General features: G+C 71.8%; 14 protein-coding genes. 6 read left to right on the top strand and 8 right to left on the bottom strand.

What is annotated here, in order from left to right:
• Positions 1–64: 64 nt before the first annotated feature.
• The 4 genes from F5972_RS16865 to F5972_RS16850 all read left to right on the top strand — a co-directional run bounded on the left by F5972_RS16865 (position 65) and on the right by F5972_RS16850 (position 4,491).
• A complete protein-coding gene (locus tag F5972_RS16865) occupies positions 65–1,441 on the top strand; it encodes a glycoside hydrolase family 43 protein (protein WP_150934414.1) in 1,377 nt (458 codons plus the stop codon).
• Between the two features lie 57 nt (positions 1,442–1,498).
• Positions 1,499–1,837, top strand: coding sequence for a PadR family transcriptional regulator (locus tag F5972_RS16860; protein WP_225311556.1), 339 nt, complete (start codon positions 1,499–1,501; stop codon positions 1,835–1,837).
• Positions 1,834–3,003 carry a hypothetical protein gene (locus F5972_RS16855; protein ID WP_150934413.1) on the top strand — a complete coding sequence of 390 codons (1,170 nt, stop codon included), beginning with the start codon at positions 1,834–1,836 and terminating at the stop codon, positions 3,001–3,003. Before F5972_RS16860 ends, F5972_RS16855 begins: the two co-directional genes overlap by 4 nt.
• 174 nt (positions 3,004–3,177) lie before the next feature.
• Positions 3,178–4,491, top strand: a complete 1,314-nt coding sequence (locus F5972_RS16850) for a vanadium-dependent haloperoxidase (RefSeq protein ID WP_225311555.1) — start codon at positions 3,178–3,180, stop codon at positions 4,489–4,491.
• A gap of 16 nt (positions 4,492–4,507) precedes the next feature.
• On the opposite strand, the gene F5972_RS16845 is transcribed toward F5972_RS16850, so the two are convergent.
• Both F5972_RS16845 and F5972_RS16840 read right to left on the bottom strand, forming a co-directional pair.
• Positions 4,508–6,772, bottom strand: a complete 2,265-nt coding sequence (locus F5972_RS16845; RefSeq protein ID WP_225311554.1) for an N-acetylmuramoyl-L-alanine amidase — start codon at positions 6,770–6,772, stop codon at positions 4,508–4,510.
• A gap of 260 nt (positions 6,773–7,032) precedes the next feature.
• Positions 7,033–7,395 carry an ester cyclase gene (locus tag F5972_RS16840; RefSeq protein ID WP_150934412.1) on the bottom strand — a complete coding sequence of 121 codons (363 nt, stop codon included), beginning with the start codon at positions 7,393–7,395 and terminating at the stop codon, positions 7,033–7,035.
• A 178-nt stretch (positions 7,396–7,573) separates the two neighbouring features.
• Between F5972_RS16840 and F5972_RS16835 the strand changes: the two genes are divergently transcribed.
• Complete coding sequence (locus tag F5972_RS16835) at positions 7,574–8,146, top strand: TetR/AcrR family transcriptional regulator (protein WP_225311553.1); 573 nt, start codon at positions 7,574–7,576, stop codon at positions 8,144–8,146.
• Positions 8,147–8,180: 34 nt separating this feature from the next.
• Here the strand turns inward: F5972_RS16835 and F5972_RS16830 are convergent, their stop codons facing one another.
• The 5 genes from F5972_RS16830 to F5972_RS16810 form a co-directional block, all read right to left on the bottom strand.
• Positions 8,181–9,284, bottom strand: coding sequence for an enolase C-terminal domain-like protein (locus F5972_RS16830; RefSeq protein WP_150934410.1), 1,104 nt, complete (start codon positions 9,282–9,284; stop codon positions 8,181–8,183).
• Positions 9,285–9,288: 4 nt separating this feature from the next.
• On the bottom strand, positions 9,289–12,411 hold the full coding sequence (locus F5972_RS16825; protein ID WP_150934409.1) for an FAD-binding and (Fe-S)-binding domain-containing protein: 3,123 nt from the start codon (positions 12,409–12,411) through the stop codon (positions 9,289–9,291).
• Entirely contained in the window at positions 12,408–14,174 is a 1,767-nt protein-coding gene (locus tag F5972_RS16820) for a thiamine pyrophosphate-dependent enzyme (RefSeq protein WP_150934408.1), read from the bottom strand. The genes F5972_RS16825 and F5972_RS16820 overlap by 4 nt, the downstream gene beginning before the upstream one ends.
• Before the next feature lie 388 nt (positions 14,175–14,562).
• Positions 14,563–16,038, bottom strand: a complete 1,476-nt coding sequence (locus tag F5972_RS16815) for an arabinofuranosidase catalytic domain-containing protein (protein WP_150934407.1) — start codon at positions 16,036–16,038, stop codon at positions 14,563–14,565.
• Positions 16,039–16,260: 222 nt separating this feature from the next.
• A complete protein-coding gene (locus tag F5972_RS16810) occupies positions 16,261–17,679 on the bottom strand; it encodes a family 43 glycosylhydrolase (RefSeq protein WP_150934406.1) in 1,419 nt (472 codons plus the stop codon).
• A 119-nt stretch (positions 17,680–17,798) separates the two neighbouring features.
• Here F5972_RS16810 and F5972_RS16805 point away from each other — a divergent pair, with 119 nt between their 5' ends.
• Positions 17,799–18,305, top strand: coding sequence for an ACT domain-containing protein (locus F5972_RS16805; protein ID WP_150934405.1), 507 nt, complete (start codon positions 17,799–17,801; stop codon positions 18,303–18,305).
• Here F5972_RS16805 and F5972_RS16800 read toward each other — a convergent pair.
• A complete protein-coding gene (locus F5972_RS16800) occupies positions 18,296–19,138 on the bottom strand; it encodes a pectate lyase (protein WP_150934404.1) in 843 nt (280 codons plus the stop codon). The two genes, F5972_RS16805 and F5972_RS16800, sit on opposite strands and share 10 nt — an antisense overlap.
• Positions 19,139–19,535: the final 397 nt, after the last annotated feature.

The following is a 19,535-nucleotide window of genomic DNA, read 5'->3' as shown; positions in this document are numbered from 1 at the left end:
GGCTCCGTCCACCTGAGACCGCCCCTGAGATCGTCCCACTGAGATCGAGAAAGGCAGGCTCCTCGTGACCCTGTCCCGGAGAGACTTTACCAAGGCGGCGCTCGGTTCCGCCGCGCTCGTGACCGCGGGCGCGGCGGGCTTCCCGCGCGAGGCGCAGGCGGCGACGTACGCCGCCTACGTCTTCGCGTACTTCACCGAGTCGCCGTCGGCCCAGGGCGCGGACTACGGCCTGCACCTGGCGGTCAGCCGGGACGGCCTCAACTGGACGCCGCTGAACCAGAACAACCCGGTCGTCACCCCGACGGCCGGCCAACTGGGCCTGCGCGACCCGCAGGTGTTCCGGAAGAACGACGGCACGTTCGTGGTGATCGCCACCGATCTCAAGGGCACCGACTGGAACTCGAACAGTCAGTATCTGCACGTCTGGGACTCGGTGAACCTGACGAACTTCACCGGATACCGCCGGGTGCGGATGCAGACCACCAACGACCACACCTGGGCGCCGACGGTCTTCTGGGACGCCTCGCGCGGGCAGTACGGCATCGTCTACTCCGCGGCCGAGATCCTCAGGGTGAACTACACGACGGACTTCGTGAACGTCGGCGCCGCCCAGACCTTCTTCAGCCCGGGCTTCGGCGTGCTCGACGGCGACATCGTCGTGGACGGTGGAACCACCTATCTCTACTACAAGAACCTCGGCGACGGCCGTCTCTACGGCGCGCGGTCGTCCACGGGCGCCCCCAACAGCTTCACCACCTACACCAGCGGCCTGATCCAGGGGAGCGGCATCGAGGCGCCGCTGCTGCACCGGACCAACGAGGGCGGGTGGCGGCTGTGGGGCGACTCGTACAGTCCCGTCAACAACGACTACTACGCCTGGGGGTCGGCCAACGTCGGCGCCAACTCCTGGACCCCGCTGAACCAGCGTGACTACACCCCGCCGCTGAACTCCAAGCACGGCTCGATCGCCCAGATCACCGACGCCGAGTACAACGCCCTGGTCAGCCGGTGGGGGACGCCGAACTGGGTGCGGCTGAAGTCCTCCAACTTCCCCGACCGGTTCGTACGGCACCAGAACAACGTCGCGCGCATCGACGCCTATCCCTTCGATCCGTACCGCGACCAGATGTGGCGGATGGTCCCCGGCCTCGCCGACTCGGCCGGGGTGTCGTTCGAGTCGGTGAACTATCCCGGCAGCTACCTGCGGCACTACAACTACGAGCTGCGGCTCGCCGCCGCCGAGAACACCGCGACGTTCCGCGCCGACGCCACCTTCTACCGCACCGCCGGCCTGGCCGACTCGGCGTGGACGTCGTTCCGCTCCTACAACTACCCCGACCGCTACATCAGGCACTACGACTACCTGCTCCGCATCGACCCGCTGAGCGCGTCCTCCAGCTCCGTCGACCGGCAGGACGCCACCTTCCGCATCACCTCCTGACAACTCGGCTATGCCGTCCGGCCTTGAATATCATGTCTCTCGATATATGATGAGCGCATGACACCACGGCCGATCACCGAACCCGCCTTTCTCGTCCTCACCGCACTGGTCGACGAGCCGCGGCACGGCTACGGCATCGCGCAGGAGGTGGAGCGGCTCTCCGGAGGGCACGTCCAGCTCAAGATCGGCACCCTGTACGGCGTGCTCGACCGGCTCGCGGCCGACGCCCTGGTGGAGCCCGACCGGGAGGAGGTGAGGCAGGGACGGCTGCGCCGCTACTACCGGCTGACCGACGAGGGGGCGCGGGCGCTGGAGGAGGAGGCCGTCCGCCTGGCGGACAACGCCCACCGCGCCGTCGAGCGGCTCCGCCTCCGCCAGGCGGGAGGCCTGGCATGAGCGTGCTGGAGGAACGCTACCGGCGGGTGCTCCGGCTGCTGCCCGCGTCCTACCGGGCGCGGCGCGAGGAGGAGATGGTCTCCGCCTTCCTCGACGGCGCCCGCCGCGCGGAGACGGACCTCGACGACCAGCGCGTGCGGTGGGCGGAGATCGCCGGGGTGGCCGCGCTCGCGCTGCGGGTGCGACTCGGCGGCCCCGGCTCGCCGCCGGGGGAGTACGCCACGGGAGAGGCGGTCCGAGGGGCCGCGATCCTCGGCCTGGTCTTCTGGACGATGATCGGCGCGCTGTTCGCCGCGCAGACGGTGCTCACGTACGGCGTCGTCGCCGGCGTGCTCCCCGACGGCCTCATGGGCATCGGCGACCCCGGATCGCCCGAGCGGCTGCGTCAGGTGCTGTCCGGTCTCGCGCCGCTGTTGTGGGCCGCGAGCCTCGGAGCGCTCGTCCGTGGCCGGGCGGGCACGGCCAAGGCGGCGGCCTGGGCGGCCCTGGTCCTGCCGTACGCGCTGGACCCCGGGGCGGCCGGCGGACCCGGCTGGATCGCAGGGCTCCTGACGGCGCTGCCGGCCCTGGTGACGGCGCTGGCGCTGACGGCCGGGTTCCACCGCGACGCGCCGCCGCCGCGCCTGCCCGGTGCGACGGCCGCGCGTGTCGTCGCCGTCCCGGTCGCGGCGGGCGTCCTGCTCGCCCTGGCCGTCGGTGCGCTCGGCGCGGCGGCGAGAGCCGGAGGCGAACCGGGCCCGCTCACGCTGCAGCCATGGCTGTGGCTGGACCCGGCGGGCCTCGCCTGTGTCTCGCTGCTCGCGGTGACGGCGTGGCTGGTCCTGCGCCGGTCCGCGGTCCGGGCTTCCGCCACCCCCGCCCCGGCCACGCCCGCCCCGGCCTCCGCAGCCCCGGCCTCCGCAGCCCCCGTCTCCGCGCCGCCGGTGGTGGCCTCCGGCTCCGTCGCCCCCGCGGCGGCGATCCTGACCGTGCCCGCCGTGGTGGCCCGGGCGGCCACGCTGCACCCGGGGGCGGAGGGGTACCTCTCCGGCCTGATCACCCTCGTCGGAGCCCTGCAACTGGCCCTGCTCCTGGCGTGCGGGGTCACGCTCGTCGCCCTCACCGTACGGACGCCGGGCGCGGCCGCGCGGGACGACCTCACCGGCACCCGTGAGCAGCCCGGATGAACAGGGCCGGACAAAAAACAGGGGGCCGGACAAACAGAGCCGGCATATCCACCCTGCTCGCCGGACCGGAAACACGTATATCTCGGATAACCCGCTATTCCGGCTGGATCGATATGTGCTTTCCGGAAATGTCAACCACTGTAACGCCTATTGTCGGCATAGTAGCCTGCGCTCATGTTCCGCCCATTCGCCGCATGCCGGGCTGCCGCTCCGCGACCCATGGTCGTCTGGGCGGCCGTCGCCGGGGTCATCGCCGCCGGGTCGCCCATCGCGCTCGGCCCGTCCTCGGCGTACGCCGGGGAGTCGGGCTCGTCCGCCGACGCCGTCATCGTCTGGGACCGTAACGCCCAGACCGCGATCTGGGACGTCGCCGGTCAGCAGCCGCAGGTCCAGGCACGCAGCTTCGCCATGGTGCACGGGGCGGTCTACGACGCGGTGAACGCGATCGCCGGCGCTCCCTACCGGCCGTACCTGGTCGCACCGGCCGCCGACGGCACGGAGTCGACGGACGCGGCCGTCGCGGCCGCGAGTTACCAGGTGCTGCGAGCGCTGTTTCCCGACCAGCAGGCGAGGTTGAAAGCCCAGTACGACGAGTCGCTGGGCGCGATACCCGACGGCACCGCGAAACAGCGGGGAACAACCGTGGGCGACAAGGCCGCCGACGCGATGATCGCGGCGCGGCGGGACGACGGGGCGTTCGGCGACCAGACCTGGCCCGTGGGCACCCGCCCCGGTCAGTGGCGGCCGGCGCCGCCCGCGTACGCCTCGGACGGGGCATGGGTCGGTCACCTCAAACCGTTCCTCATCCCCAGCGCGTCCATGTTCCGCACGTCCGGCCCACCGGCGCTCACCGGCCGCCGGTACGCCCGGGACCTCAACGAGGTCAAGACGATCGGCTCGGCGACCAGCACGGTCCGTACGGCCGACCAGACGCAGGCCGCGATCTGGTGGCACGACCGGCATCTGGCCGAATGGGAGATCAAGCGTCAGCTCGCGACGCGGCAGCGCCTGAACGCCCTCCAGGCGGCGCGGATGTTCGCGATGGTCGACCTGGCCGAGACCGACGCCACGATCGCCTGCTACAACGAGAAGGCGGCCTGGAACTTCTGGCGCCCGGTCACCGCGATCCGGCTGGCCGACACGGACGGCAACCCGGAGACGGCCGCCGACCCCGCCTGGACGCCGTTGCTCGTCACGCCGCCGCACCCCGACTACACGTCCGGGCACACCTGCTTCACCGCGGCGAGCATGTCGGCGTTGCGGCACTTCTTCGGCCGGGACGACATTCCCTTCAGCGGTTACAGCGCCGACTCGGGCACCACCCGGTATTTCCGCGGCTTCTCCCACGCGCTCGCCGAGGTCGTCGAGGCCCGCGTCTGGGGCGGCATCCACACCCGCACGGCGGACGTACAGGGCGCGAAGATCGGCGCGCGGGTCACCGCCTACATGGTCGCGCACTACTTCACCCCGAGGCCGAGGAGCCGGTAGGGCCTCGCGCCCTCGGCTACCTGTGGTGACGGTGGCCGTGGCGGTGGGGGTGCCGGTGCGACCGCACGGGCGACCGGACGGGGGCGGTGGCCGCCGAGGTGGCGACGCCGCTCTCGTAGCCGGGGGCCGAGGCCGTCACCCGTACGGACAGCCGTGCCCCGCGGTCGCGGCCCGTGACGTGGTAGGCCCGCCCCGTCGCGCCCCGGATCTTCGCGCCGTCGCGCAGCCACTGGTAGCGGATCCTCTTCGGCGCGGGCGTCCACGTGCCGGGAGAGGCCGTCAGCCGCCGGCCGATCCACGGATCGCCGCGCACCACCGGGGGCGCGGTGCTGACCAGCGCGGACGGCCGCGCGTCGTGCAGGTCCACGTCGGCCGCCCGGACGAACACCTGCCGGTGGGCGTACCAGAGCTGGTAGTACCGGTCCTGGCCCCTGACGTCGGTGCGGTCGCCCGGGGCCGACCCGTCGAACGACGTCGCCCGGTAGTAGTCCGTCACCACGTCGTCGTCGCTCACCGCGTACGTCTGCCCGGCCGGGATCGTGTACTCCAGCGCCGAGACCGCCTGCGCGGGGACGTCGGTGCCGGTGTAGGCCGCCGCCTCCGGGTAGGCGCGGCCGTAGACGGCGGCCGGGCCGGTCGCGCCCGCCTTCACGGTGACCGTCTTCGCCGCCGCCGGGAGCACGACGGGCCGGTCGGCGGGGTTGTGCAGCCAGGCGAGCGAGCCCGCCCACCACACGCCCAGCCAGTCGCCCCGCACCTCCGCGACGACGAGCTTGTGCCCCGAGACGACGCGCGCGCTGACGTCGCTCACGTACGTCGTGCCCGCCTCGCCGCCGGGCTTCCAGCCGGGGTCGGCGGCGAGCGGGGCGTCCTCCGACGGCGCCTGGCGGAGCGGCAGGAAGTTCGTGCCCGCTCCCGGGACGCACTCCGGCGAGGGCGGCGACGCCGCGGCGCAGCCGGTGACCGGCTGCGCGTTGTCCTGGTATCCGGTGCGGACCTCCACGACGTCACCGGCGGAGACCTGCGTCGTGGCCGCGCGGCCGCCGCCGATCGGCGCGCCGAGAAGCTCGAAGTAGTGGTCCCAGTCCCAGTACGGCCCCGGGTCCCAGTGCATCGTCTTGGTCGTGCCCGCGACGGTGCCCGGCACCTGGTCGTGCCCGATGACGTGCGCCCGGTCGAGCGGGATGCCGTACGTCGCCGCGAGGTGCTTCACCAGCGTCGCCGAGGTCTGGTACGCCGACTCGGTGTACCAGGTCGCGTCACCGGCGAAGCCCTCGTGCTCCACGCCGATGGAGTGCATGTTGACGTACCAGTTGCCGGCGTGCCAGCCCACGTCCTTCGGGTCGAGGTGCTGGGCGACGTGGCCGTCGGCGGAGCGGATCGTGTAGTTCCACGCGAGATACGCCGGGTCCTGCACGAGCCGTACGGAAGGGTCGTAGTAGCCCTCCGTGTCGTGGATGACGATGTAGTTCAGCTTCGGCCCGCCCGGCCCGGTCCGATCGGCGATGTCGTGGTTGCCGTACTTCGTGGTGTTGTCCGGGTCGGTGGGCGTGAGCTTGGCGTACGGCGCGGGGATCGCCTCGCAGCCGAGGTCCTCCGGGCAGCCGGTTCCGGGAGCGGCGGCGGTCTCGGCCTTCGGGAGCGGGACCGACTCGTCGGCGGGGAGCGTCACCGTCTGTCCGTCGGCCGTGACCCGGCTCTCGCCGCCGCGCAGGGTCTGGTAGACCTGCCGGACGAAGTCGTGCCCGGCGCCGAAGCGCCCGACGGCGTCCCGCCAGGCGGCCAGTTCGCCGCCGTCGCCGCCGCTCCGGAGGCCCTCCCGCCGCGGGTTCTCGCGCTGGTAGGCGGCGAGCAGCGCCGCGCCGCCGCACACCCCGGCGTTCGGCACGCGCCTGAGGGCGTCGGCCGTCAGGCCGGTCAGCTCGGCCGCGCGGGTGATCTGGCTCTTCGCCTCGGCCACGCGGCCCTTGTCCGCGTCGGTGCCCGGGCCGGGCGTGCGGTCGCTCAGGTCGAAGACGCCGTAACCGCCGTCCGTGCTGGGCCGGCCCTGGTGGTCGTCCCACCGCGAGAGCATGTAGGAGACGGCCTTGAGCAGCGGCTCCGGCACGCCGGTGTCCCGCGCCGCCGCGGCGAAGGCGGCCTCCCGGGTGGGCGCGGACAGCGTCGCCGCGCAGGAGACCGGTGACCCGGGCGCCGGGGCGGGCATGGTCGCGGCGGCGGGAGCGGCGGGCAGCAGCAGCGCCGCGACGGCCAGGGCCGCGCTGCGGGTCGCGCGTCTCACGTGGCGGGCCTCTTCCTGCTGGGTTCCTGCCGGGATTCCTGCTGAGGCGGTCCGGGGGCCGGACCGGGGTGAATCACATCCCGGACGGGCGCGGCGTGCCACCGGGTTGGCACGATCTCGCCAAGATCGTAACCGAGTCCGGGCGCGCCGAGTCAGGAAATATCCCTTTTCATGCTGTCCGCAGAAGCGGGCAACGCCTTGATCCGCCGCTCGGCATGGCGGGGTTGATCTGCCGGAGGAGCTGGTGCGGCCGCGGGGCCTCAGTGGCGTGGGTCCGGACCCTCGGTGACCCCCCAGGTCTCCGCGAGCCGGCCGTTGTCGATGCGGAAGATCTCGATGAGCACGGGCCGGACGTCGCTACCCGGGGCCGCCATCCCCTCGACGGACGAGCGGATCGCCACCTTGTCGCCGTCGATCAGGATGTCGTCGGCGACGACGCGCATCGCCGGGAACCGGGCGACGACCTTGGCCCAGGCCTCCCTGCCCGCTTCGAACCCGGTGGTGCCCAGCGGGTGGTTGACGAAGTCGGGGGTGAACAGATCGGCGGCCTGGTCGAACCGCCGGGTGTTGAAGCACTCCTGCATCCGCAGCACCAGGGCGCCGGCTTCCTCGCGTGTGGTCATCGAAGGGTCCTCCTCGTGCTCGGCGCGGCCTGCCTCATGGTGAAGCGACCGATCACATAACCGGGGCTTCGCCCCGGTTATGTCCGAGGAGCATACGGGGCAGCGCCCCGGTTAAGCTAGGCGCGAGATGTCCAGCCGAACGCCTGAACCCACTCCAGCCGGGCCGACAACGGCGCGCGTGAACGACCGGGAGCTACGGGCCGACGCGCGCCGCAACCGCGAGCGGGTCCTTCGGACCGCGCAGCAGTTGTTCACCTCAGAAGGCCTCGGCATCTCGCTCGACGAGATCGCCCGCCGCGCGGGTGTCGGTCCAGGCACCGTCCACCGGCACTTCCCCACCAAGGAAGCGCTCTACCTCGCCGTCGCGATCGACCAGATCAGGCAGTTGGTCGCCGAGGGAGAGGCGCTCACCGCTACCGGCGATCCAGCCGCCCTCTTCACGCTGCTGTCCCGGATGATGGCCTCGGGCGCGGAGAACGCCGCGGTGAAGAGCGCGCTCACGGCCGCCGAGTTCGACCTGCGCGACGCCGCTCCGGACGCCGCCGCCGACCTCACGCACCAGGTCGCACTCCTGCTCGACCGCGCCTGCCGCGCCGGCGTCGTACGCCACGACGTGACGGTCGGCGAGGTGATGGCGATCGTCGCCGGCGCCTTCGCCGCGATCCGGCACGCCGACGCGGACACCAGCCGCGAACGCTCCGCGCACATCGCCCAGATCATCCTCGACGGACTTCGGCCCCGACCCCGATAGCCCTCGCGCGAGGTGCTCATACACATCACCACTGTCAGGTGACGCGCCAGGGGGCGGCGGCCTCCTCCTCGAACGTGAGCCCGTTGCCGGGGGCGGCGCGGCCGACCGGCGCCTCGCCGCCCATCGGCGACACCGCCCCGTCGAACAGCATGCTCTCGATCCGCACGTGGTCGTGGAACCACTCCAGGTGCCGCAGGTTCGGCACCGCCGCCGCGACCGCCAGGTGCTGGTGCGGGGCGCAGTGCCCGGAGACCTCCAGCCCGTGTGCGGCGGCGACGGCCGCCGCGCGGAGGAACTCGCTGATCCCGCCGCATCGGGTGACGTCGATCTGCAGGCAGTCCACGTACGGCGCCATGCGGGCGAAGTAGACGAGGTCGTAGCCGTACTCCCCGGCGGCCACGTCGGCCCGCACGAGGTCGCGGACGAGCCCGAGGCCGGGCAGGTCGTCGGAGGAGACCGGCTCCTCGAACCACCGCACGCCGAGATCGGCGGCCCGGTCCAGCAGTCGTACGGCCTGCTTGCGGGTGTAGGCGCCGTTGGCGTCGACGAACAACTCGGCGTCGTCGCCGATGGTCCGCCGGGCGGCGGCCATGCGTTCCAGGTCCCGCCCGGCGCACCGCCCCCACGACTCCCCGATCTTGATCTTGACGCGGGGGATGCCCAGCTCGTGGGCCCAGTGGGCGAGCTGCCGGTGCTGCCGCTCCGCGTCGTAGGTGGTGAAGCCGCCGCTGCCGTACACCGGGACGGCGGCGCGGGCCCCGCCGAGCAGCCGGGCGAGCGGCAGCCCGTGCCGGCGCGCCTTGAGGTCCCACAGCGCGTTGTCGGCCGCCGACAGCGCCAGCCCGGCGATCCCGGGCCGTCCCGCGTTGCGGATCGCGCGGGCCATCGCGGTCCACGCGGCCGGCACGTCGTCCGGGTCGAGATCGGCGACGGCGGGGGCCAGCGTGTCCGTCACCACCGACGCGGTGGCTGCGGGGCCGTAGGTCCAGCCGAGCCCGCGCACGCCGCCGGCCTCCGCGTGGACGACCACGATCGTCGTGCTCGTCCACGCGAGCGTCCCGTCGGCCTCGGGGAAGTCGGCCGGGATCGTGTACGCCCGCGCGCCGAGCCCCAGAGCCGCCCCGGGCCCGGTCGTCACCGGTTCACCTCCGCGGCAGCCGCCGCGCGAGCAGCCGCCGCCCCGCGAGCAGCGCGGCGCCCGCCACGGCCGCGCCGGTCGCGACGGCGGAGGCGGTCGCGGCGGCCCTGGCCGCGGCCGAGGGCGGCGCGGCCCGCAGGGCGTACGTCTCCTCCGGGCACGCCGTGTCTCCCTGGTCGCCGCGCAGCCCGGCCCGCAGCAACTCGGCCAGGTGCATCGCCCGGCGGCCGTCCGCCTCGCCCTGCTCGATCTGCGTACGGCAGCTGAACCCGTCGGCGAGCAGCACCGTCGTGGGACCGGCCCGCCGCACGGCGGGCATCAGCACCCGCTCGGCGCAGGCCTCCGACACCTCGTAGTGCCCCTTCTCGAACCCGAAGTTCCCCGCCAGGCCACAGCAGCCGGAGTCGAGCACCTCGGCGTCCACCCCGGCGGCGTCGAGCAGCGCCTCGTCGGCCCGATGGCGCATGACCGCGTGCTGGTGACAGTGCACCTGCACCAGCGCCTGGCGCGGCACCCTCGGCGGCTTCCACCCCGGCGTGTGGTCGTGCAGCAGCTCGGCGAGCGTCACCGTGTGGCCGGCGAGCCGCCGCACGTCCTCGTCGTCGGGGAACAGTTCCGGCGCGTCGCCGCGGAACACGGCGGTGCAGCTCGGCTCCAGGCCGACCACGAAGGTGCCCGCCCGCAGGTGCGGGCGCAGCTCGTCGAGCGTGCGGCGCAGCACCTTCCGGGCTGTGGCGAGCTGGCCGGTGGAGATCCAGGTGAGGCCGCAGCACCCGGCGCTGTCCGGCACGCGCACCCGCCACCCCGCCGACTCCATCACCTCGACCGCCGCCCGCGCGACCTCGGGGTGGAAGTGGTTCGTGAAGGTGTCGGGCCACAGCACGACCTCCCCGCGCGAGCCGTCACCGGCCGGTTCGCGGCCCGCGAACCACTCCCGGAAGGTGCGAGGCGCGAACAGCGGCAGCTCCCGCCGCCGGTCCACGCCCGCCGCGTTCTTCGCCAGCCGGTCCAGCACCGGCGCGTGCGACAGCGCGTTGGCCACCCCTGGCGCGTACGCCGCGAGCCTCGCCCACACGGGCAGCCACCCCATCGCGTAGTGGGCGCGCGGGCGCAGCCGACCCTCGTAGTGATGGGACAGGAACTCCGCCTTGTACGTCGCCATGTCGACGTTCACCGGGCAGTCGGACTTGCAGCCCTTGCAGGCGAGGCACAGGTCGAGCGCCTCGTGGACGGCCTCCGATCGCCAGCCGTCCGCCACCGCGCCGCCCCGGGCCGTGCCGTCCAGCATCTCGAACAGCAGCCGGGCGCGGCCCCGGGTGGAGTGCTCCTCGGCCCGGGTGACCATGTAGGACGGGCACATCACCCCGCCCTCGTGGCGGCGGCAGTTGCCCACGCCGACGCACCGCAGCACCGCGCGGCCGAAGCTGCCTCCGTCGTGGGGATACCCGAAGTGCGTGGCCACGTCGCCGTGGTTGTAGTCGGCGCCCAGCCGCAGCAGGTCGTCGAGCGGGTACGGCGCGGCCACCTTGCCGGGGTTCATCCGGTCGCCGGGGTCGAAGATCGCCTTGAACCGGCCGAACGCCTCCACCAGGTCGTCGCCGAACATCTTCGGCAGCAGCTCCGCGCGGGCCTGCCCGTCGCCGTGCTCGCCGGAGAACGACCCGCCGTACGCGACGACCAGGTCGGCGGCCTCCTCCAGGAAGGAGCGGAACGCCGCCACCCCCTCGGCCGAGGTGAGGTCGAACGGGATGCGGCAGTGCACGCAGCCCTGCCCGAAGTGCCCGTAGACCGAGGTCTGGCGGTAGCCGTACCGCGCGAACAGCGCGTTGAGATCGCGCAGGTAGTCGCCCAGCCGGTCGGGGGAGACCGCGGAGTCCTCCCATCCGGGCCAGGTGTCGGGCAGGCCGGGCACCCGGGCCGTCGCGCCGAGGCCCGACTCGCGGATCTGCCACATCTGCTCTTCCAGCGCCGGGTCGTCGAAGACGGCCACGCCGGGGTCGTCGCATCCCCTGCCGAGCGAGGCCAGCATGTCCTCGGCCCGGCGGTCGGCGTCGGCCTTGTCCTCGCCGCCCATCTGGATCAGCAGCCACGCGCCGCCCTCCGGCAGCTTCTTCAGCGCCTCGGCATTGAGATGGACCTCCCGCTGGTAGCGGATCAGCTTGTCGTCGATGCCCTCCAGCGCGATCGGCTTGTGCGGCAGGACCGCCGGCACGGCGTCCCCGGCGGCGGCGATGTCGGGGAAGGTCACGTACGCCATGGTCCGCGCCTTGACCACCGGGATCAGCTTCAGTCTGGCCCGCAGCACCAGGACGAGGGTGCCCTCCGAGCCGATCAGGGCCTGCGCCACGTTGAAGCGGTTCTCGGGCAGCAGGCTGTCGAGGTTGTAGCCGGACACCCGCCGCGGGATGTGCGGGTAGCGGGTGCGGATCTGTTCGAGGTACGCGTCGCGCAGCGCCCGCAACCGGGCGTAGATCTCGGCCCTCCGGCCGCCCTGCCGCTGGATCTCCGCGTACTCCTCGTCGCCGGTCTCGCCCACCCACATCCGGGTGCCGTCGTAGAGGAGCACCTCCATCTCGGCGATGTTGTCCACGACCTTGCCGGCCCGCTGCGCGGTCGCCCCGCAGGAGTTGTTGCCGATCATCCCGCCGATCGTGCAGTGGTTGTGCGTGGAGGGCCGGGGACCGAACTCCAGGCCGGTGTCGAGCAGCCGCTCGTTCAGGATGTCCAGCACGATGCCCGGCTCCACCAGGCAGGTGCGGTTCTCCCGGTCGACCTCCAGCAGCCGGTCGCAGTGCTTCGACCAGTCGATCACCACGGCGGTGTTCACGCACTCCCCGGCGAGGCTGGTGCCGCCGCCCCGGGACAGCAGGGGCGCGTCGTGCCGGCGGCAGACCTCCACCGCCGCGACCGCCGCCTCCACCGTCCGGGGGACCACCACCCCCAGGGGCACCTGGCGGTAGTTGGACGCGTCGGTGGAGTAGGCGCCGCGCATCGTCGCGTCGAAGCGCACCTCGCCGTCCACGGCCTCCCTGAGGTCGCGTTCGAGTGCGGCGAGATCCACCCGGCCGCCGCCGGGCGGGGGCGGAACCGTCACCGGGTCGGGCAGGAAGTGAATTGTCTCCGTCATGAGAGCAGCTCGTTGATCTTGTCGCGGGCGACGGCGGCGAGGGTGCTCGCCTTGTGCGGCTGGCCGCGCAGGAACGCCTCGGCGAAGTGCTTGGCCTGGTCGTACTTGACCCTGCCGGGCATCGGCGGCTCGTTGGGGTCGACGTCGCAGTCGACCAGGGCGGGCCCGTCGTGGGCGAGCGCCTCGCGGATCGCGCCGGGCAGGTCGCCGGGGTCCTTGATCTTCGCTCCGTACGCCCCGCAGGCGCGGGCCCAGGCGGCGAAGTCGGCCTCGGGCCGCTGGTGGCGGACGGCGTACTCCGGATAGCCGAGGATGATCTGCTCCCACAGGATCTGCCCGTAGGAGTTGTTGTTGTTGACGACGACCTTGATCGGCAGGCCGTGCCGGACCGCGGTGAGGAAGTCGGCCATGAGCATGGCGAAACCGCCGTCGCCGACGAAGGCGACCACCTGCCGGCCCGGATAGGCGTGCTGGATCCCGATCGCGTACGGCAGGCCGGGGGCCATCGTGGCGAGGTTGCCCGACAGGTAGAACTCCCGGCCGCCGCGGATCGTCCAGTGCCGGGCGGCCCAGGTGGCGATCGTGCCCGAGTCGCAGGTCAGGATCGCGTCGTCGCTCGCGGCCTCGTCCACGCAGCCCATGAGGTACTGCGGGGCGACGGGGTCGCGGGAGGCGTCCTGCAGCGCCTTCATGTCCGAGCGCCAGCCGTCCATCCTGCGCTGGTACTTCTCCAGGAACGACCGGTCCTTGGCCTCCTCCAGCATCGGCAGCAGCGCCTGGAGGGCGAGCTTCGCGTCGGCGGCGACCGGCGCCTCGGTGGGCCTGCGGATGCCCAGCAGGGTGGGGTCGGCGTCGATCTGCACGACCCGGGCCTGCCCCTCCTGCGGCAGATACTTCCCGTACGGGAAGGAGGTGCCGACCATGAACAGCGTGTCGCACTCCTCCATGAGCTCCTCGCTGGGCGCGGTGCCGAGGAGGCCCAGCCCGCCGGTGGTCAGCGGGTGGTCGTCGGGCACCGTGAACTTGCCCGGCAGCGTCTTCACGATCGGGCTCGCGAGCTTCTCCGCGACGGCGAGGATCTCGTCGCGGGCGTGCCGGGCGCCGACCCCGACCAGCATGGCGATCCTGTGGCCCTGGCGCAGCACGTCGGCGGCGCGGGCCAGTTCGTCCTCGGCGGGCCGCAGCGGCGCCACGGAGCAGTTGGGCATGCTGGCCGGCGGGGTGCCGGGGCCGACGTGCCGGTAGGGGTCCTCGGCGGCGGCGGCGACCTGGATGTCGTTGGGGAAGGTCAGGTGGGAGACCGTCCGTCTGGTCAGCGCGTTGCGTATCGCGAGGTCCACCACCCCGGGCATCTGCTGCGGGTTGGTGATCATCAGGTTGTACGCGGCCAGGTCCTGGTAGAGCCGGTCGAGGTGCACTTCCTGCTGGTAGTGGGTGCCGAGGACGGAGGTCTCCTGCATGCCGGTCAGCGCCAGCACCGGGACGTGGTCGAGCTTGGCGTCGTACAGGCCGTTGAGCAGGTGGATCGCGCCGGGGCCGGAGGTGGCGGCGCACACGCCCAGCCTGCCGGTGGCCTTGGCGTAGCCGGTGGCCATGAAGGCGGCGGCCTCCTCGTGGTGGACCAGGATGAAGCGGATCTTCTCCCGCTGCCGCCGGAAGCCCTCCATCAGGCCGTTGATCCCGTCGCCGGGGAGCCCGAAGATCGTGTCGACTCCCCACTCCACCAGCCGTCTGGCCAGGCTCTCACCGACGATCTCAGTCATGTGCCTCTCCGTTCGGGTGGAACCGTGGACGGATCGGGCCGGCGGCAGCCGCGACGACCATGCCACCGCGCCCCGCCGCGTCGAGGTCTGCCGAGGTCTGTCCGGCGTCTCGCGGCTTCGAGCGGCTCGCCGGTCGCCCTTCCCGATGCCGTTCCCCCCAAACGGCGCGGGCCCCGCGGCATGGTCTTTTGCTGCCCGCAAAAGGTGCGTTTAACAGGCATTTTGCTTGATGCAACTTTTTTCCGCGGGTGCCGCGGGGAGGCCGCCGGAACATGAGAGAGCCGCCCCCGCCGGGCGCGGGGGCGGCTCCGCCGTACGGCCGGGCGCCTGGTCAGGAAGGCGCCCGGCCGAAGGTCATGAGAGCATCACGCGTGGATCACCCAGGGGATCAGTTGCGCAGGCTCCACTGCTGGTTGGTTCCGCCGTTGCAGGCCCAGAGGATGAGCTTCGTGCCGTTGGCGGTGCCGGCCGAGTTCGCGTCCAGGCACAGCCCCGACTGGACGCCGGTGATCGTGCCGTTGGAGTTGACGTTCCACTGCTGGTTGGTTCCGCCGTTGCAGTCCCAGATGACCACCTGGGTGCCGTTGGTCGTGCCCTTCGCGTAGGCGTCGAGGCACTTGTTGCCGTACACCTGGAGCTCCTTGCTGGAGGTGGAGGTCCAGCGCTGGTTGTTCTGGCCGTTGCAGTCGTACAGCTGCACCTGGGTGCCGTTGGTTGTGGTGCTGTTGGGCACGTCGACACAGCGGCCGGACTGGCCGCCCACGATCTGCTGTCCGGTGCCCGGGTTGCCGCCCCCCGACGTGGCGTAGCCGGCGGCGACGATGTTGGCCTGGACGGCGTCCTCGGTGGCGTTCGACGGGTAGCCGGACGTCATGACACCCTCGTAGAAGGTGCCGCGGGCGCCGATGCTGTTGTCACCCCCGATGCCGAGGATGATCGCGCCTTCCTTCTTCATCGGGTTGTAGCCCGCGACGTTGGGGCGCACGCCGTCGTAGAAGGTGCCAAGGCCGCCCGACTGGGCGTTGCCGCCGCGGATCGCCCAGTGGTTCGGCTCACCCTTGATGATGGCCGTCAGGAAGCGGTGGCTGATGCTCGGGTCACCGGCGTTGTACTTCTGGTTGACGCCGGAGAACAGGCCGTTCTCCAGGTCGGCCATGATCCACGGGCCGTTGCCGGCGCCGTAGCCCCAGACCTTGATGTTGCCGAAGTAGATGGCCTCCATCGTGCCGTTGCCGTTGTCACGGCTGTTGGTCTCGGCGTTGCCGTAGTCGAAGCAGCAGCCGCCGTTGTAGTGGGTGCCGTCGAAGATCGCGTACATGCCCTCCGGCTGGTCGCCCTTGGCGACGCCGTTGGTGGCGTTGTTGCGGTAGCCGGTGCCCGGGGCGACGTAGACGCCGTACGCCTTCTGCCCGCCGACGGTGATCGGCGCGGCGGTCGCGTTGGCGAGGTTGTCGTACCCGCCCGCGGCCGGGCCGGAGAAGCCTCCGGGAGGTGCCTGGGTGAGGCGGTTGTTGCGTCCGGACTGGTCGTAGATGATCGTGATGAGGCAGGTCGTGCCGGCGCAGAACGAGTCCTGCGTCGCGGCGTTGGCGACGCCGCCCGCGCTCAGCACGCCGATGTCGCGGGTGGTGTTGTCCGAGGAACGGCGCACCTGGTAGAGCGGGCCGTTGTAGCTCGCGTAAAGGGCGCGGGTCGTGCTGTGCGCCGCGACGCAGGGGGTGCCGCCGGCGGCGTAGATGTCACACGGACCCTGCGTCGCGGCCTCCGACGGCGCGGACAGACCGGTCAGCAGACCGGCCGTGAGCGTGATCGCCGAGCCGGCGGCCAGCGATGCCGTCTTCAGGCGTCGTAATGCGGAGATCATGATGACCTTTTCCGCCCTTCTGGTGGGGGGTGTTCCCGGCTGTCGTAAGTGCTGCTCTTGTTAGCGCTAACATTCACAACCGTGAGCCGCCGTCTCACAGTCATGCGTGGAGATCGGTGCGCTCAGTTTTGACTTCTGACTCTCCCGCGTCAAGGCCCGATTTCCGGCCGCGGTGGAAATCGTGGTGGAAATTCCGCGCCCGCGGCCGGTGCGATCGGGCGGTCAGTAGACGTAGGGCCAGCCCGCGCTGTCCCAGCCGAGCTTGTTGATGCCGAGGCGCGAGGAGCCGTCGTCGGCGTACCAGTGGTAGAAGAGGATGTCTCCGTCGTTGTCGGCGAGGACCGACTGGTGCCCGGGGCCGTGGATGCTCCCGTGCCCGGCCAGCACCTGCGTGCCGCCTCCCGAGGTCATCGCCGTCCCGTTGCGGTCGACGTACGGGCCGGTGACCGAGGTGGAACGGCCCACCATGATCCGGTACGTGCTCGACGCGCCCTTGCAGCACAGGTCGAAGGAGACGAACTGGTAGTAGTAGCCGCCGTGCCGGTAGATGAAGGGCGCCTCGGTCGCTCCGCCGTTACGGCCCGAGATGCTGAGGATGGTGCTGTTCAGCCGCTTCCCGGTCGCCGGGTCGAGCTGCACCATCTTGATCCCCGACCAGAACGAGCCGAAGTCGAGCCACCAGCGGCCCTGGTCGTCAACGACGAGGTTGGGGTCGATGGCGTTCCAGTTGTCGGAGGTGTTCGACTCGATGACCAGGCCCTGGTTGGTCCACGACCCCGACGCCCCGGTCGTGCTCGTCGCCAGGAAGATCCCCGAGTGGTTGGAGCCGAAGGTCGAGGCCGCGTAGTACATGTAGTACCTGCCGTTGACGTACGTGATGTCCGGCGCCCACAGCGTGTTGCTGCCGTTGGTGTAGGCATGGGTCCACGAGGCTCCGCCGGGGAAGGCCACGCCCGCGTTGCGCCAGGCGGTCCGGTCGGTCGAGGTCTTGAGCGCGATGTTGTCGCCGGTGTACGCGAGCAGGTAGGAGCCGTCCGGCTTCTTGGTCACCTCGGGGTCGTGCGCGGTGACATCGCCGGTCACGTAGCCCGGGTCGGGGTAGGAGACGAGCTTGACGAGCTGCCACTGCTGGTTGGCGCCGCCCAGGTCGGTGTACTGGGAGATGCGGCCGGCGTCGGCGGTGGACCACTCCCAGACTTCGAGCGCCTTCCCGCTGTTGCGGTTGATGAGCTTGACGTAGCCGCCGTCGGTGTCGACGACCCGGAACTGCTGGTTGGTGGCGTTCTTGTCGGTGTACTGGATGACGTCGGCCCCGTCGGCGGTCGAGCGGCCGGAGATGTCGACGACCTTGCCGCTGTGGCGCGACTTCAGGCGGTAGTAGCCGCCGCCGGAGTCGACGAACTGCCACTGCTGCCAGGCGCCGTCGTTGCGGGAGTACTGCACCAGCGGAGCGCCGTCGTTGGTGGCCCAGTTGTAGACGTCCAGGACCTTGCCGCTGTTGCGGTTGACCAGCACGTACGACGCGTTCGTGTCGATTGTCGCCGCTGTCGCCGGGCCGGCCAGGACGAAGCCGAGGCTCAGGGCCAGGAGCAACGTGAGCGCCGACGCCAGAGCGCCGCGTACCGGTGAACGGGCTTTCATGAGGGATGCCTCCTAGTGTGAGCGTTAACATCGCGACGCGTGAGTGCCGGGGCTCCGTGTGTGGTCACCGGCGCGTGCCTGTGCCGGTGTCCCGGTGAGGCGCTTGTAGGGTGCTGGTCGTGACCGGCGAGACCGACCTGCGCGAACTGCTGACCTCGATGCGCCCGCGGCCGAACCCCGGGCGTTACGTGTTCATCACCGTCGACGGCGACATCCCGCCGGGGGTCCGTCCGGTCGTCACGGTCGCCGAGCAGGAGGGGCTCACGCTGGTCGTGCCCCAGCGGGACGCCGACGCGGCGGGCCTCAAGTACGACTACGTGGCAGGGTGGATCACGCTGGGGGTCCACTCGGCGCTCGACGCGGTCGGGCTGACCGCCGCCGTCGCGCGGGAACTCGCCGCGGCGGGGCTGAGCTGCAACGTCGTCGCCGGTTTCTACCATGATCACCTGTTCGTGCCGTACCAGCACGCCGCCCGGGCGGTCGGCGTGCTGGAGAATCTGTCGCGACGGTCGGCCCGGTCCCGGCGGCGGGAAGGGGAACCGCCGCCGGGCCCGGACGTCGCAGGGGACATCGCGGGGGACGTCGCGGGGGACGTCGCGGGGGACGCGGAGCGGGTCTACCGGTAGACGATGTCCGACGACGAGTAGAGGCAGTTGACGCCGTCGGCGCCGCTGCCGATCCTCGTCGGCTCCCCGCTGGTCACGCCCTTGTACTTGTCGCAGACGACGACTTTCCTGCTCCCGTCGTTCACGATCGTGATCTGCGAGAAGCGCGCCGTGTCGCCGTAGTTGGTGTTGATGCCGGCGAGGACCTTGCCCGGCGTGGTCGCGGTGACGTTCTGGATCACGACGTTGCGCTTGTACTGCTTGGAGCAGTTGCCGCAGGACCGGTAGAGCTTGCCGAAGTTCTGCACCTGGAAGTTCTTGATGACCATGGTGCCCGGGCCGTTGTGCTGGAAGACCTTGTCGCTGGCGGCCCGCGCGCCCCCGCCGTCGATGGTCATCGTCTGCGACGACGAGGTGCCCTTGAAGGTCGCCGCGTCCTCGCCGACGTCCTCCCACCACACGTTCTGCAGCGTGCAGGTGCCCATGCAGTGGACGCCGTCGGCGGCGGGGGAGCCGAGGATGACGTTCTTCAGGACGGCGCCGTCGGCCAGCTTGAAGAGCGGCGACTGGCCCTCCTGCTGACCGCCGGAGCCGAGGGCGCCGGTGCCGTAGTAGCGCTTGAGGTTCCCGTCGTACGTCCCGGAGACGCTGATCGTGGCGCCGACGGCCTGCTGGCCGCTCGGGGAGGGCCAGGAGGCCAGCCGCGCCGCGGCCAGTGAGGCGGCAGGGGCGGCGGCGGGTGCGGCGGCCGGGACCGCCGACGCGGAGGCGCCGCCGGCCGGTGCGGCCGCGAGCGCGATCCCCGCCGCCGAGGCGGCGACGAGCGCCGTACGGAGTCTTGCGAACGTGGTCATTCACACTCCAGTGAGGGACACGGCGGTGAGACCGCCGTGCGCGGTGGCGCCGGCCGAGGGTGCCGGCCGGCCTGTTCGGATGCGTGAACCGGACGCGGGCAGCGGAACAGGCCCGGGCACACCGGATCCGCGGAGCCGGCGACCTGTTCGCTTCCGGTGTCCGCGGGGCGGCGATCCCGCCCGGTTCACCCTGATCGAGCCGTGGACACGACGACGTGACATGACGATCCAGGCACGTGAAACGTACGGCCCGCCGCGTCGCCGGACGCGGCACGCGCGTGTCACTTCCGGCGACCCCCGCCGCCACCACCACCCAGGCAGGGGAGCCGTCTCGGGACAGTGTGAAAACGACCATGAAGGGTGTCAAGGCACGAGAGACGCTTGCCCGGTCCCGCCG

The sequence above is a fragment of the Microbispora cellulosiformans genome, assembly GCF_008728085.1.
Taxonomy (GTDB): domain Bacteria; phylum Actinomycetota; class Actinomycetes; order Streptosporangiales; family Streptosporangiaceae; genus Microbispora; species Microbispora amethystogenes.
The sequence above is the reverse complement of the archived record's forward strand: the minus strand, read 5'-3'. Positions and strand labels throughout refer to the sequence as shown.